The 13,516-nt window shown below is 59.5% G+C and carries 11 protein-coding genes and 1 pseudogene; 10 read left to right on the top strand and 2 right to left on the bottom strand.

Annotation, left to right across the window (positions count from 1 at the left end):
• Nucleotides 1-59: 59 nt before the first annotated feature.
• Nucleotides 60-1,094, bottom strand: a pseudogene (locus PMI36_RS32370) (HAMP domain-containing protein); the annotation flags it as partial.
• A gap of 279 nt (nt 1,095-1,373) precedes the next feature.
• Here PMI36_RS32370 and PMI36_RS23590 point away from each other — a divergent pair.
• A complete protein-coding gene (locus PMI36_RS23590) occupies nt 1,374-1,628 on the top strand; it encodes a hypothetical protein (RefSeq protein WP_008068804.1) in 255 nt (84 codons plus the stop codon).
• Between the two features lie 33 nt (nt 1,629-1,661).
• Nucleotides 1,662-2,231: a lipocalin family protein gene (locus PMI36_RS23585; protein ID WP_008068806.1), complete on the top strand. Its 570-nt coding sequence runs from the start codon at nt 1,662-1,664 to the stop codon at nt 2,229-2,231.
• 118 nt (nt 2,232-2,349) lie between these two features.
• Here PMI36_RS23585 and PMI36_RS23580 read toward each other — a convergent pair whose 3' ends face one another.
• The gene (locus tag PMI36_RS23580; protein ID WP_008068807.1) at nt 2,350-3,714 is read right to left on the bottom strand and encodes a formimidoylglutamate deiminase; all 1,365 of its coding nucleotides are present in this window, start codon (nt 3,712-3,714) and stop codon (nt 2,350-2,352) included.
• A 200-nt stretch (nt 3,715-3,914) separates the two neighbouring features.
• On the opposite strand from PMI36_RS23580, the gene hutC reads away from it, so the two are divergent.
• The 8 genes from hutC to hutH all read left to right on the top strand — a co-directional run bounded on the left by hutC (nt 3,915) and on the right by hutH (nt 13,428).
• Nucleotides 3,915-4,583, top strand: coding sequence for a histidine utilization repressor (hutC, locus tag PMI36_RS23575; protein ID WP_231669701.1), 669 nt, complete (start codon nt 3,915-3,917; stop codon nt 4,581-4,583).
• Nucleotides 4,584-4,593: 10 nt separating this feature from the next.
• Complete coding sequence (locus PMI36_RS23570) at nt 4,594-5,163, top strand: HutD/Ves family protein (protein WP_008068814.1); 570 nt, start codon at nt 4,594-4,596, stop codon at nt 5,161-5,163.
• A 470-nt stretch (nt 5,164-5,633) separates the two neighbouring features.
• Entirely contained in the window at nt 5,634-7,316 is a 1,683-nt protein-coding gene (gene hutU, locus PMI36_RS23565) for a urocanate hydratase (protein WP_008068815.1), read from the top strand.
• Nucleotides 7,317-7,480: 164 nt separating this feature from the next.
• Nucleotides 7,481-8,953: a purine-cytosine permease family protein gene (locus PMI36_RS23560; RefSeq protein WP_008068816.1), complete on the top strand. Its 1,473-nt coding sequence runs from the start codon at nt 7,481-7,483 to the stop codon at nt 8,951-8,953.
• Nucleotides 8,954-9,021: 68 nt separating this feature from the next.
• The gene (locus tag PMI36_RS23555; protein ID WP_007907828.1) at nt 9,022-9,990 is read left to right on the top strand and encodes an ABC transporter substrate-binding protein; all 969 of its coding nucleotides are present in this window, start codon (nt 9,022-9,024) and stop codon (nt 9,988-9,990) included.
• A 71-nt stretch (nt 9,991-10,061) separates the two neighbouring features.
• Entirely contained in the window at nt 10,062-10,913 is an 852-nt protein-coding gene (locus tag PMI36_RS23550) for an ABC transporter permease (RefSeq protein ID WP_007907826.1), read from the top strand.
• The gene (locus PMI36_RS23545; protein ID WP_007907824.1) at nt 10,910-11,740 is read left to right on the top strand and encodes a quaternary amine ABC transporter ATP-binding protein; all 831 of its coding nucleotides are present in this window, start codon (nt 10,910-10,912) and stop codon (nt 11,738-11,740) included. Before PMI36_RS23550 ends, PMI36_RS23545 begins: the two co-directional genes overlap by 4 nt.
• A 164-nt stretch (nt 11,741-11,904) precedes the next feature.
• Nucleotides 11,905-13,428 carry a histidine ammonia-lyase gene (hutH, locus tag PMI36_RS23540; protein ID WP_008068817.1) on the top strand — a complete coding sequence of 508 codons (1,524 nt, stop codon included), beginning with the start codon at nt 11,905-11,907 and terminating at the stop codon, nt 13,426-13,428.
• The last annotated feature ends 88 nt before the right edge of the window (nt 13,429-13,516 follow it).

Here is a 13,516-nt window from a genome sequence, read left to right on the forward strand (position 1 = left end):
ACTTCGTTGACCTGGCCGGTGGCCGAGGACACTTCGCGGATCGAGGTATGAATACGTTCCACAAAACGGTTGAACGAAGTGCCCAGCGCACCGAACTCATCCTGGCCGTGAATGGTCAGGCGTTTGGTCAGGTCGCCTTCGCCTTCGGCGATGTCATGCATGGCGCGGCCCATGGTCAGCAGCGGTTGCATCAGCACGCGGATCAACATGCTCAGTAGCGCGATGATGATCACCACGGCGATGATCATGGCGATGATCGCCGAGGTGCGGAATTCGCTGAGCATCGAGAACGCAGTGTCTTTGTCCAGCACCAGCGCCACGTACCAGTCTGCAGACGGCACGCCGTTGACGTGAGTGAAGGAGATGAACTGGGTTTTGCCGTCCAGTTCGACTTCCTTCAGGCCCGGGCTGATTTTCGGCGCCCCGTTGGGGTACGCGTCAGCCAGGTTCTTGAGCACTAGTTTGCTGTCCGGGTGGATCAGGATCTTGCCGTCGGCGCTGACGATAAACGCATGGCCATGACCGCCGAAGTTCAGCGAGTTGATGATCGCGCTGACGCTGGACAGATCAATGTCTGCACCGGCGACGCCAATCATTTGATTCTGGTGCTTCACCGGCGTGGCAACGGTAATCACCAGTTTGCCCGACGATGCCGCAATGTAGGGTTCGGTGACGATGGTCTGTTGCGCGTTGTTGGCCGCCTTGTACCAGCCACGAGCGCGCGGGTCATAGTCCGCAGCGCGATTGCCGGCCGGGACCGAGAACATCACGCCATCGGTGCCGCCGAAGTAGCTCAGCTGGAAGTTGCTGGTATAGGCCGGCAGATCGATGGCGCGCTTGAGATTGGCCAGGGCGCTGCCGTCCACGGCGATTTGCTGGGACAGCGATTGCAGCAATTGAATGCGGCTTTCCAGCCAGGTCTGAATGTTGCTGGTGGTCAGGCTGCCGAGTTCCTGCATCGAGGACTCGGTATTGCTGCGCAGAGTCTGCCGCTGGCGGTAATCGTTGAACAGGATGAAACAGACGAATGCAACGGCCACCACAAGGGCGGCGGCCAACAGGATTTTGTGGCTGAACTTCATGTTTCTGGTCATTAAATGAGCTACCGCGAAGGGCTGGTCAACAAGGGGTGTCAATTTGCCACAGTGGAAGGCTTTACACTGCTTCTATGTCGACTGGCCGGCGCCAAAGATTAGGCGGCCTGCAGGAAAACCGACGAAATACTCAACGGCGCGAAAAAGTGGCTGATTTATCGTAAAGGGCAGACGGATGGCCGAACAAATAGCCGCAGGGTCAGGGAACCAGACAAGGGTTTTCTCTTCTAAGCTTCAGCTTGGCAGCCATGCCATTCCCTACGCCCCAGGAGTTACACCATGTCGCTGCGATCTATCGCCTTGCTCTCGTTCTGCGTGTTGTTGGCAGCGTGCGGCAAGATCAATCAGGAAAATTATTCGAAGCTGTCGACCGGCATGCCCAAGGCCGAGGTTGAAACCTTGCTGGGCAAACCTGCCGATTGCTCCGGCGCACTCGGCATGTCCAGTTGCACCTGGGGTGACAAAAACAGCTTTATCAGCGTGCAGTATGCCGGTGACAAAGTGCTGATGTTTTCTGGCCAAGGCCTGAAGTAAACCGGGGCTATTCGCCCACGGGAGAAAAAAATAATGAAGCGGTTACTGATCGTACTTTTTGCCGGCCTGGTATTGGCCGGCTGCGCCACTTCTGGCGTAGATCCGTTGGCACCCAAGACTGTCAACACGGTCAACCTCAAGCGCTACCAGGGAACCTGGTACGAACTGGCGCGTCTGCCGGTGTATTTTCAGCGCAACTGCGCACAATCCGAGGCCCATTACAGTCTCAAGCCTGAAGGTGACATGGCGGTGCTGAACCGCTGCCTGACGTCGGACTGGCAATGGGAAGAGGCCAAAGGCACGGCTTATCCACAGGTACCCGGCAAGGCCGACAAGCTGTGGGTCGAGTTCGATACCTGGTTCTCGCGACTGATCCCGGGTGTGGCGAAGGGAGAGTACTGGGTGTTGTACGTCAGCGATGATTACAAGACCGCGATTGTCGGCGACCCGAGCCGCCGTCACCTCTGGCTGCTGTCGCGCACCCCGACGGTCAATGGTGTCGTGCGCGAAGAACTGCTGAGCAAGGCGCGTCAGCAGGGTTATGACACGACGCGACTGATCTGGCGCGCATCGGATAGCAAGATGGCCAAGACTTCGAACTAACTGTTACCGGCGATCTAATGTGGGAGCGGGCTTGCTCGCGAAAGCGGTCTGTCAGTCAACAATTGTGTTGAAGGTGACGACCCTTTCGCGAGCAAGCCCGCTCCCACATTTTTTTGTGTCAGCCCAAGAGATCGCGCAGCACCTGGGTAAACGCCCGATTACTCTCTTCTTCCCCGGCATGGCGCCCGTCACGCACAACCCACTGGCCGTTGACCAGCACATCCCGCACCTGACGGTCACCTCCGGCAAACAGCCAACGATTGAGAATCCCGTCGCCACTGGCCGTCGCCAGGTACGGATCGTTACCGTCCAGCACCAACCAATCCGCACGCTTGCCGACTTCCAAGGCGCCAATCGGTTGCCCCAGCGCCTGGGCACCGCCATCCAGCGCGGCATCGTAGAGTGTGCGGCCGACCATCGGCTGATCCGCGCCATACAAACGATTCCGCCGCTGATCGCGCAGACGCTGGCCGTATTCCAGCCAGCGCAATTCTTCCACCACGCTCAAGGACACATGGCTATCGGAACCGATGCCCATGCGCCCACCCTGCGCCAGGAAGTCTACTGCCGGAAAAATCCCGTCGCCGAGGTTGGCTTCGGTGGTCAGGCATAGACCCGCGATGGCGCGGCTCTTGGCCATGAGCGTGACTTCTTCCGGGTTGGCGTGGGTCGCGTGGACCAGGCACCAGCGCTGATCGACGTCGGTGTTTTCGTACAGCCATTGCAACGGACGGCGACCGCTCCAGCTCAGGCAGTCATCGACTTCCTTCTGCTGTTCGGCGATGTGAATGTGTACCGGGCACTGCTTGTCGCTGGCCGCCAGCACTTCGCTGATCTGCTGCGGTGTGACCGCGCGCAACGAGTGGAAACACAAACCCAATGCCTGCGCCGGCTGCTGCGTCAGGATCGGCTGCAAGCGCGACTGGAGTTTCAGGTAGTTTTCGGTGCTGTTGATAAAGCGGCGCTGACCTTCGTTCGGGGCCTGGCCACCAAAACCGGAGTGGCTATAGAGCACCGGCAGCAGGGTCAGCCCGATACCGGCGGAGCTGGCGGCCTGGCTGATGCGCAACGCCAGTTCGGCCGGGTCTGCGTACGGTTGGCCGCTCGTATCGTGGTGTACATAATGAAATTCCGCGACCGAGGTGTAACCGGCCTTGAGCATTTCGATGTACAGCTGACGGGCGATCACGCCGAGTTGGTCCGGGCTGATTTTTCCGACGAGCCGGTACATCAAATCGCGCCAGGTCCAGAAACTGTCATTCGGATTGCCCGCCACTTCCGCCAGCCCGGCCATGGCGCGCTGGAAGGCGTGGGAGTGCAAATTCGGCATTCCCGGCAGTAGCGGACCGCTCAGCCGTTCGGCGTCATCTGCGTGAGAATCGGCCTGGATATGGGTCAGCACGCCATCGGCGCTGACCTCAAGACGTACATTGTTGGCCCATCCACTAGGCAGCAGCGCGCGTTCGGCAAAGAAGGCGGACATGGTTCAGCACCCCATCGTGTGTTATTTGTATATACATATACAGACGTTTGCCTGCTCGGTAAACTCCGGCAAGCTAGTAGCCCTCAACAAATGAACAAGGATTAACCGTGCCAACTCCGTCTGCCACATTGCCGCCGAATGCCAATCTGAGCGCCAATCTGGGCGACAGTCCGGCGCCCTTGTACGCCCGCGTCAAACAGATGATCACCCAGCAGATCGACAGTGGAAACTGGCCGCCGCACTACCGCGTCCCGTCGGAAAGCGAGTTGGTCAATCAGCTGGGTTTCAGCCGCATGACCATCAACCGCGCCCTGCGCGAGATGACCGCCGACGGCTTGCTGGTGCGCATGCAGGGTGTCGGTACGTTCGTCGCCGAGCCGAAAAGTCAGTCTGCTTTGTTTGAAGTGCACAACATCGCCGACGAGATCGCCTCCCGCGGTCATCGCCACACCTGCAAGGTGATCACCCTCGAAGAAGAGGCCGCCGGTTCCGAGCGGGCCGTGGCCCTGGACATGCGCGAAGGCCAGAAAGTTTTCCACTCGCTGATCGTGCATTTCGAAAACGATATTCCGGTGCAAATCGAAGACCGTTTCGTCAACGCGTTGGTGGCGCCGGACTACCTCAAGCAAGACTTCACCCTGCAAACCCCTTATGCCTATCTGAATCAGGTTGCGCCGCTGACCGAAGGCGAGCACGTGGTCGAAGCGATTCTCGCCGAGCCGTCCGAATGCAAGTTGCTGCAAATTGAAAAGGGCGAGCCTTGCCTGTTGATTCGTCGCCGCACCTGGTCTGGTCGTCAGCCTGTGACCGCCGCCCGTTTGATCCACCCCGGTTCCCGTCATCGTCTGGAAGGACGGTTCCATAAATAAAGAGCCCGAAATGAGCCAGTTGAAAGTTTTACACGCGGCCGATTACCCGCGTATGCCGTGGAAAAACGGCGGCGGCAGCACTGAAGAAATCACCCGTGATGGAGGTGCTGGCCTTGAGGGTTTCGGCTGGCGTCTGTCGATTGCCGATATTGGTGAGTCGGGCGGGTTTTCAACCTTTGCCGGCTATGAGCGGGTGATCACCGTGCTGCAAGGCGAGGGCATGAGCTTGCGCGTCGACGGCCAGGACACGCGGCCGTTGTTACCGCTGGACCCGTTTGCTTTCAGTGGCGAGAGTCATGTGTCCTGCACATTGCTCGGCGGGCCGATTCGCGACTTCAACCTGATTTATGCGCCGGACCGTTACAGCGCGCGGTTGCAATGGCTGGAGGGCGAACAGCAGTTTTTCAGCTCGGCCGGCACCGTGTTGGTGTTCAGCGTGTCTGAACAGCTTGAAGTGACGGTGGGTAACAACGCCTCTCAGCTAGGGCGCCATGATTGTCTGCAGCTGGACGGTAACGTTGGCCTGCTGGATATCTCCAGCAATGGCCCATGCTGTGTGATCGAGCTGATCGCGCGCTGATCCAAAATCCTTAAAAGATCGCAGCCTTCGGCAGCTCCTACATTTGATCGTGTTCGCCGCAAATTTTGTGGATGGCATGAACGTGTAGGAGCTGCCGAAGGCTGCGATCTTTTGCTTTTCAGCGTTTCCCATCGCGCACCACTTTGTTACCGAACGCCCCAGCGTGGCGCAAAACCCCGCTCAAGTAACAGCTGTCCTTCCCCCGCGAAAACTCCCCAAAAAAAATTTCATCCTCCTCAAAACCCTTGATCTACAGCCTTTCCAGCCCTTTCAAAACTTTTCTTGAATGCTCATCCAGCAAGTTGGCCGCTTGATTGCATATGCTTGTATGTACAAGTAAAGACGTATGCGTATGAGTCGATCGAGACTCCTCGCAACGTCCACTGATTCGCTTGTGGCGCTTTGACGCGCACAGGCAGGCTTGCCCACCGCCAGGGTTGGTTTGGATTGATTGATGAGGAGTCTTTTTCGTGACTGACAATAAGCCCACTAAGTACCGTAACGTCGAAATCCGCGCTGCCCGCGGTAACAAGCTGACCGCCAAGAGCTGGCTGACTGAAGCGCCGCTGCGCATGCTGATGAACAACCTCGACCCGGAAGTCGCCGAGAACCCTAAAGAACTGGTGGTTTACGGTGGCATCGGTCGTGCGGCACGTAATTGGGAATGCTACGACAAGATCGTCGAAAGCCTGACCAACCTGAACGACGACGAGACCCTGCTGGTGCAATCCGGCAAGCCGGTCGGCGTGTTCAAGACCCACAGCAACGCCCCACGCGTGCTGATCGCCAACTCCAACCTGGTGCCACACTGGGCGAACTGGGAACACTTCAACGAGCTGGACGCCAAAGGCCTGGCCATGTACGGCCAGATGACCGCCGGCAGCTGGATCTACATCGGCAGCCAGGGCATCGTTCAGGGCACCTACGAAACCTTCGTCGAAGCCGGTCGCCAACACTATAACGATGACCTCAAAGGTCGTTGGGTCCTGACCGCAGGCCTCGGCGGTATGGGCGGCGCTCAGCCATTGGCTGCAACCCTGGCCGGCGCTTGCTCGCTGAACATCGAATGCCAACAGGTCAGCATCGACTTCCGCTTGAACAGCCGTTATGTCGATGAGCAAGCCACCGACCTCGACGACGCCCTGGCCCGCATCGCCAAATACACCAAGGAAGGCAAAGCGATTTCCATCGCTCTGCTGGGCAACGCGGCTGAAATCCTGCCGGAACTGGTCAAGCGCGGCGTGCGCCCAGACATGGTCACCGACCAGACCAGCGCCCACGACCCACTCAACGGTTACCTGCCAGCCGGCTGGACCTGGGAAGAGTACCGCGCTCGCGCCAAGACCGAGCCAGCCGCTGTCGTCAAAGCCGCCAAGCAGTCCATGGCCGTGCACGTTAAAGCGATGCTCGACTTCCAGAAAATGGGTATTCCGACCTTCGACTACGGCAACAACATCCGTCAGATGGCGCAAGAAGAAGGCGTTGAAAACGCGTTCGACTTCCCAGGTTTCGTACCGGCTTACATCCGTCCGCTGTTCTGCCGCGGTATCGGTCCGTTCCGTTGGGCTGCACTGTCGGGCGATCCGCAAGACATCTACAAAACCGACGCCAAAGTAAAAGAACTGATCCCGGACGACGCCCACCTGCACAACTGGCTGGACATGGCGCGCGAGCGCATCAGCTTCCAGGGTCTGCCGGCACGTATCTGCTGGGTTGGCCTGGGTCTGCGCGCCAAACTCGGTCTGGCCTTCAACGAAATGGTTCGCAGCGGTGAGTTGTCGGCGCCGATCGTGATTGGTCGCGATCACCTGGACTCCGGCTCGGTATCCAGCCCGAACCGCGAAACCGAATCGATGCAGGACGGTTCCGACGCCGTGTCCGACTGGCCACTGCTCAACGCTCTGCTCAACACCGCGAGCGGTGCGACCTGGGTTTCCCTGCATCACGGCGGCGGCGTCGGCATGGGCTTCTCCCAGCACTCGGGCATGGTGATTGTCTGCGACGGTACTGACGAAGCTGCCGAGCGTATCGCTCGCGTGCTGCATAACGACCCGGCTACCGGCGTCATGCGTCACGCCGATGCGGGTTACCAGATCGCAATCGACTGTGCCAAGGAACAAGGCCTGAACCTGCCGATGATCACCGGCAAATAACGCAATACCTGTGGGAGCGGGCTTGCTCGCGAAGAGGCCGGCACATTCAACATCTGTGCTGGCTGACCCACCGCTTTCGCGAGCAAGCCCGCTCCCACATGAAAGCGGTTCCCACACAAATCGGTTTCACGGCAATTCCCATAACAATCCACAGAGGTTGAATCATGGCTGTTAACAGCGATCGTGCAGGCAGTAAACCGTTGATCGAGAAACGTTCGATCGACTACATCCCGGAAGCGGAGAGACACGGTCGTCTGTTGAGCCAGTTCACCCTGTGGATGGGGGCCAACCTGCAAATCACCGCAATTGTCACCGGGGCCCTGGCCGTGGTGCTGGGCGGTGATGTGTTCTGGTCGTTGATCGGTTTGTTGGTCGGTCAACTGCTCGGCGGTGGCGTAATGGCGCTGCATGCGGCGCAAGGGCCCAAGCTTGGCCTGCCGCAGATGATCTCCAGCCGGGTACAGTTCGGCGTGTATGGCGCGGCCATCCCGATCGTGCTGGTGTGCCTGATGTACCTGGGCTTCACCGCAACGGGCACCGTGCTTTCCGGCCAGGCGCTGGGCCAGTTGTTTGGCGTCAGCGACAGCGTCGGGATCCTCATCTTCGCCAGTGTCATCGTGCTGGTCACGGTGCTCGGTTATCGGGTGATTCATTTCATCGGCCGTGTCGCCAGTGTCATTGGCGTGATTGCCTTCGTTTACCTGTTCAGTCGCCTGATGAGCCAGACTGACGTTGGCGCACTCCTGCAGATCCGCCACTTCAGCTGGACCAGCTTCTTGCTCGCGGTATCGCTCGCGGCATCCTGGCAGATCGCCTTCGGCCCCTACGTGGCTGACTATTCACGCTATCTGCCGAGCAGCACGTCTTCGGTGAAAACCTTTTTCGCCGCCGGCGCGGGTTCGGTCATTGGCGCACAGGTGGCGATGATCCTCGGTGTGTTTGCCGCCGCCATGGCCAACGGACAATTCGCCGGCCACGAAGTGGCCTACATCGTTGGTTTGAGCGGCAGCGGTGCCACCGCTGCGCTGCTGTACTTCAGCATCGCGTTCGGCAAGGTCACCATTTCAACGCTGAACTCCTACGGCAGCTTCATGTGCATTGCGACCATCATCAGCGGTTTCCGTGGAGACCTGCGGGTAACGCGCTTGCAGCGTCTGGTCTTCGTGCTGGTCATCGTCGGCACTGCGACCCTGATCGCGTTACTCGGTCAGCACTCATTCCTCGGTGCGTTCAAGTCCTTCATCCTGTTTTTGCTGGCTTTTTTCACACCATGGAGCGCGATCAACCTGGTGGACTACTACTGCATCACTCGCGAGCGCTATGACGTGCCGGCGCTGGGCGATCCGAACGGTCGCTACGGCCGTTGGAACCCTCTCGGTATCAGCGTCTATGTCTTCGGTGTGCTGGTGCAATTGCCGTTCATCGCTACCAAGTTCTATACCGGTCCGCTGGTGGACGCTCTGGGTGGTGTGGATATTTCCTGGATCATCGGTCTGGTGCTTCCCGCAGCCCTGTATTACGTGTGCGCGAAAAAATGGCACAGCGCAGTACCCGATCAACTGATCCTGCCGGTCGAGCAGGACAGCGTTGTACAACCTAAAACAAGCGGGGCCGGTCGCGCTGCGGCGCAGGCCTGATTGGACGTGGACAGGGCTGGATGCCTCTTGACTGCCGTAAGCCAACTCATGATTAGGAGCGTCAAACAATGAAATCGAACAAGACCCTGCTGACCACATTGCTTTCCATGGGCCTGCTGGCCAGTGCTGGCGCCACCCAGGCGGCTGGCTGGTGCGAATCGGGCAAACCGGTGAAATTCGCCGGCCTGAACTGGGAAAGCGGCATGCTGCTGACCGACGTGATGCAAATCGTGTTGGAGAAAGGCTACGACTGCAAGACTGACAGCCTGCCAGGCAACTCCATCACCATGGAAAACGCCCTGAGCAGCAACGACATTCAAGTGTTTGCCGAAGAGTGGGTCGGTCGTAGCGAAGTCTGGAACAAGGCCGAGAAGGCCGGCAAGGTTATCGGTGTCGGCGCTCCGGTCGTTGGCGCGATCGAAGGCTGGTACGTGCCGCGTTACGTGATCGAAGGCGATGCCAAGCGCAAGCTGGAGCCAAAAGCCCCGGACCTGAAAGCGATCGCCGATCTGGGCAAATACGCTGCCGTGTTCAAGGATCAGGAAGAGCCATCCAAGGGCCGTTTCTACAACTGCCCGGCCGGCTGGACCTGTGAGCTGGACAACAGCGAAATGCTCAAAAGCTATGGTCTGGAAAGCACCTACACCAACTTCCGCCCAGGCACTGGCCCGGCGCTGGATGCGGCGGTGCTGTCGAGCTACAAGCGTGGCGAGCCGATCCTGTTTTACTACTGGTCGCCAACCCCGCTGATGGGCCAGGTGGACCTGGTCAAACTCGACGAGAAACCAGGCGTGGACAAGAGCGTGACCATCAAGGTCGGCCTGTCCAAGACCTTCCACGAGCAAGCCCCGGAACTGGTGGCCGTGCTGGAAAAGGTCAACCTGCCGATCGACCTGCTGAATCAGAACCTCGGGCGCATGGCCAAAGAGCGGATCGAATCGCCAAAACTGGCCAAGATCTTCTTGAAGGAACATCCTGAAGTCTGGCACGCGTGGGTGAGCGAAGACGCAGCCAAAAAGATCGACGCGGCCTTGTAGGTCGAGTGTCTCCGACTGTCGGCAACGGCAGTCGGATGCTTGATCGCAACCCCTTGATTGAGAGTCTTTTTATGTTTCCCGAAAGCTTTACCTTTTCCATCGCCGACTGGGTCAACAGTTGGGTCGATACGCTGGTCACCAACTACGGCGATGTGTTCCGCAGCATCTCCGACACCCTGCTGTGGGCCATCGTCAATCTCGAAGGGCTGCTGCGTGCGGCGCCCTGGTGGCTGATGCTGGCGATCGTGGCGGGCGTTGCCTGGCACGCGACCCGCAAAGTCGTGACCACGTCGGTCATCGTCGGTCTGCTGTTTCTGGTGGGTGCGGTCGGCCTCTGGGACAAGCTGATGCAGACCCTGGCGCTGATGATGGTAGCGACGGTCATCTCGGTGCTGATCGGCATTCCGCTGGGCATCCTCTCGGCGCGCAGCAATCGCCTGCGTTCGGTGCTGATGCCGCTGCTGGACATCATGCAGACCATGCCGAGTTTCGTGTACCTGATCCCGGTGCTGATGCTGTTCGGCCTGGGCAAGGTCCCGGCGATTTTCGCCACGGTTATCTACGCCGCGCCGCCGCTGATCCGCCTGACCGATCTGGGTATTCGCCAGGTCGACGGTGAAGTGATGGAAGCGATCAACGCCTTCGGCGCCAATCGCTGGCAGCAACTGTTTGGCGTGCAACTGCCGCTGGCCCTGCCGAGCATCATGGCCGGGATCAACCAGACCACCATGATGGCCCTGTCGATGGTGGTAATCGCCTCGATGATCGGTGCCCGTGGCTTGGGTGAAGATGTGTTGGTGGGGATTCAGACCCTCAACGTCGGACGTGGCCTTGAAGCCGGTCTGGCGATCGTGATTCTGGCAGTGGTCATCGACCGCATTACTCAGGCGTATGGTCGGCCACGGCATGAGGTGAGCAAATGAGCAACGAAGCCATCAGCAAGATTGAAGTCAAAAACGTCTTCAAGATTTTCGGCAACCGTTCCAAAGACGCGCTGGAAATGATTCGCCAGAAAAAGACCAAGGACCAGGTCTTGGCCGAAACCGGTTGTGTGGTCGGCGTGAACGACCTGTCGCTGAGCATCGGCACCGGCGAGATCTTCGTGATCATGGGCTTGTCGGGTTCCGGCAAGTCGACCCTGGTGCGCCACTTCAATCGCCTGATCGACCCTACCAGCGGCGCGATCCTGGTGGACGGCGTGGACATCCTGCAATACGACATGGAAGCCCTGCGCGAATTTCGTCGGCACAAGATCAGCATGGTGTTCCAGAGCTTCGGCCTGCTGCCGCACAAGACCGTGCTGGATAACGTCGCCTATGGCTTGAAAGTGCGTGGCGAGAGCAAGCAGATGTGCGCCGAGCGCGCGCTGCACTGGATCAACACCGTGGGCCTGAAGGGCTACGAAAACAAATACCCGCATCAGCTTTCCGGCGGTATGCGCCAGCGTGTGGGCCTGGCTCGCGCCTTGGCGGCGGACACCGACATCATCTTGATGGATGAAGCCTTCAGCGCCCTCGACCCGCTGATCCGCGCGGAAATGCAGGACCAGTTGCTGGAGCTGCAAAAGACCCTGCACAAGACCATCGTCTTCATCACCCACGACCTCGACGAGGCCGTGCGCATCGGCAACCGCATCGCGATCCTCAAGGATGGCCGCCTGATTCAGGTCGGCACGCCACGAGAGATCCTGCATTCGCCGGCGGATGAGTATGTCGACCGGTTCGTACAGCGGCGGGCTGCGGTGGTTTAAATGGATTTGCGGTGATCGGGCGGGCCCCTTCGCGAGCAAGCCCGCTCCCACATTAGATCGGTGCCGATTTTGGGTACACCAGAAGTCCACTGTGGGAGCGGGCTTGCTCGCGAAGGCGTCAGTGAAGCTGCATCAATATTCAGGTTGTACGCACGAGGTTGAAGATGTCCCAGGCTGAAAAAATCGTTATCGCCGACGCCCCGTTGCGCTGGCAGGATGTGGTCGCTGTCGCCCGTCACGGCGCGCAGCTCGAGCTGTCGCCCCAGATCTGGGCGCGGATCGAGAACGCCCAGGCGATCGTCCAGCGCATCGTCGCCAGCGGCGAGCGTGCCTACGGCGTCAACACCGGCCTGGGCGCCTTGTGCAACGTCTCGCTCAAAGGCGAACAACTCAGCCAACTGTCGCGCAACACCTTGCTCAGTCACGCCTGTGGCGTCGGCGCGCCATTGGCCGACGAACAGACCCGCGCAATCATCTGCGCCGCTATTCGCAACTATAGCCATGGCAAATCCGGCATTCATCGCCGGGTGGTCGAAGCCTTGTTGGCACTGCTCAATCGCGGCATCACCCCGCAAGTGCCATCCCAGGGCTCGGTGGGCTACCTGACCCACATGGCCCACATCAGCATTGCGCTGTTGGGTGTCGGCAATGTCAGCTATCGCGGGCAGATCGTTTCCGCGCAGCAGGCCTTCAGCGAGGAAGGTCTGCAACCGGTTCAGCTCGGCGCCAAAGATGGTTTGTGCCTGGTCAACGGCACGCCGTGCATGACCGGTCTCAGCTGTCTGGCAATTGCCGACGCGACGCGTCTGGTGCAGTGGGCCGATGTAATCGGTGCCATGAGCTTCGAAGCCCAGCGTGGCCAGATTGCCGCGTTCGACGCCGAGATCATCGCGCTCAAGCCTCACCCGGGCATGCAGCAAGTCGGCATCAACCTGCGGGCGCTGCTCGATGGCAGTGAAGTGATTGCCAGCAGCAAGGGCATTCGCACTCAAGATGCGTTGAGCATCCGTTCGATCCCGCAAGTCCACGGCGCCGCTCGCGATCAACTTGAACACGCGAAACAGCAGATCGAAACCGAGCTCAACTCTGTCACCGACAACCCGATGCTGCTGGGCACGCCGGACAACTTCCGGGTGATGTCCCAGGCCAACCCGCACGGTCAGTCAGTGGCATTGGCCGCAGATTTGCTGGCGATCGCCATGGCCGAAATCGGCTCCATCGCCGAGCGTCGGCTGGACCGCTTGATCAACCCCCACGTCAGCGGTCTGCCGGCGTTTCTGGTGGCCAATCCCGGGGTGAATTCCGGGATGATGATCGTCCAGTACGTTGCCGCGTCCCTGTGTGCGGAAAATCGCCAGTTGGCGCAACCGGCGGTGCTCGACAACTACGTTACTTCGGGCTTGCAGGAAGACCACTTGAGCATGGGCACCAATGCGGCGCTGAAGCTACATCGCGCGTTGGAAAACTGCACGCAGATCCTCGCCATCGAGTACTTGCTGGCGGCTCAGGCGTTTGAATTTCTCAAGGAACAGCGCTTCGGCGCAGGCACCGATACAGCCTGGCGTCTGCTGCGTGAACGAGTCCCGGCCTACGACCAGGACCGCTGGCTGGCACCGGACATTGCTGCCGCTGCCGGTGTTTTGAAAGACCCGATTTTGCTGCACAAGGCTTTACCGAACCTGAACTGATTTCTACAAATACCAGCGTGCCAAGGCGCGGCTCCCCAAAAGCGAGACGCGACGGACAACGGACATCTCCGGAGCGTCTGGTGAGTTA

This window comes from Pseudomonas sp. GM79 (assembly GCF_000282495.1).
Taxonomy (GTDB): domain Bacteria; phylum Pseudomonadota; class Gammaproteobacteria; order Pseudomonadales; family Pseudomonadaceae; genus Aquipseudomonas.

Excerpts from the sequence above, each read along its gene's own strand:
- PMI36_RS23590 (WP_008068804.1), top strand. The coding sequence starts at position 1,374 with ATGTCGCTGCGATCTATCGCCTTGCTCTCGTTCTGCGTGTTGTTGGCA.
- PMI36_RS23585 (WP_008068806.1), top strand. The coding sequence starts at position 1,662 with ATGAAGCGGTTACTGATCGTACTTTTTGCCGGCCTGGTATTGGCCGGC.
- PMI36_RS23580 (WP_008068807.1), bottom strand. The coding sequence starts at position 3,714 with ATGTCCGCCTTCTTTGCCGAACGCGCGCTGCTGCCTAGTGGATGGGCC.
- hutC (WP_231669701.1), top strand. The coding sequence starts at position 3,915 with ATGATCACCCAGCAGATCGACAGTGGAAACTGGCCGCCGCACTACCGC.
- PMI36_RS23570 (WP_008068814.1), top strand. The coding sequence starts at position 4,594 with ATGAGCCAGTTGAAAGTTTTACACGCGGCCGATTACCCGCGTATGCCG.
- PMI36_RS23560 (WP_008068816.1), top strand. The coding sequence starts at position 7,481 with ATGGCTGTTAACAGCGATCGTGCAGGCAGTAAACCGTTGATCGAGAAA.
- PMI36_RS23555 (WP_007907828.1), top strand. The coding sequence starts at position 9,022 with ATGAAATCGAACAAGACCCTGCTGACCACATTGCTTTCCATGGGCCTG.
- PMI36_RS23550 (WP_007907826.1), top strand. The coding sequence starts at position 10,062 with ATGTTTCCCGAAAGCTTTACCTTTTCCATCGCCGACTGGGTCAACAGT.
- PMI36_RS23545 (WP_007907824.1), top strand. The coding sequence starts at position 10,910 with ATGAGCAACGAAGCCATCAGCAAGATTGAAGTCAAAAACGTCTTCAAG.
- hutH (WP_008068817.1), top strand. The coding sequence starts at position 11,905 with ATGTCCCAGGCTGAAAAAATCGTTATCGCCGACGCCCCGTTGCGCTGG.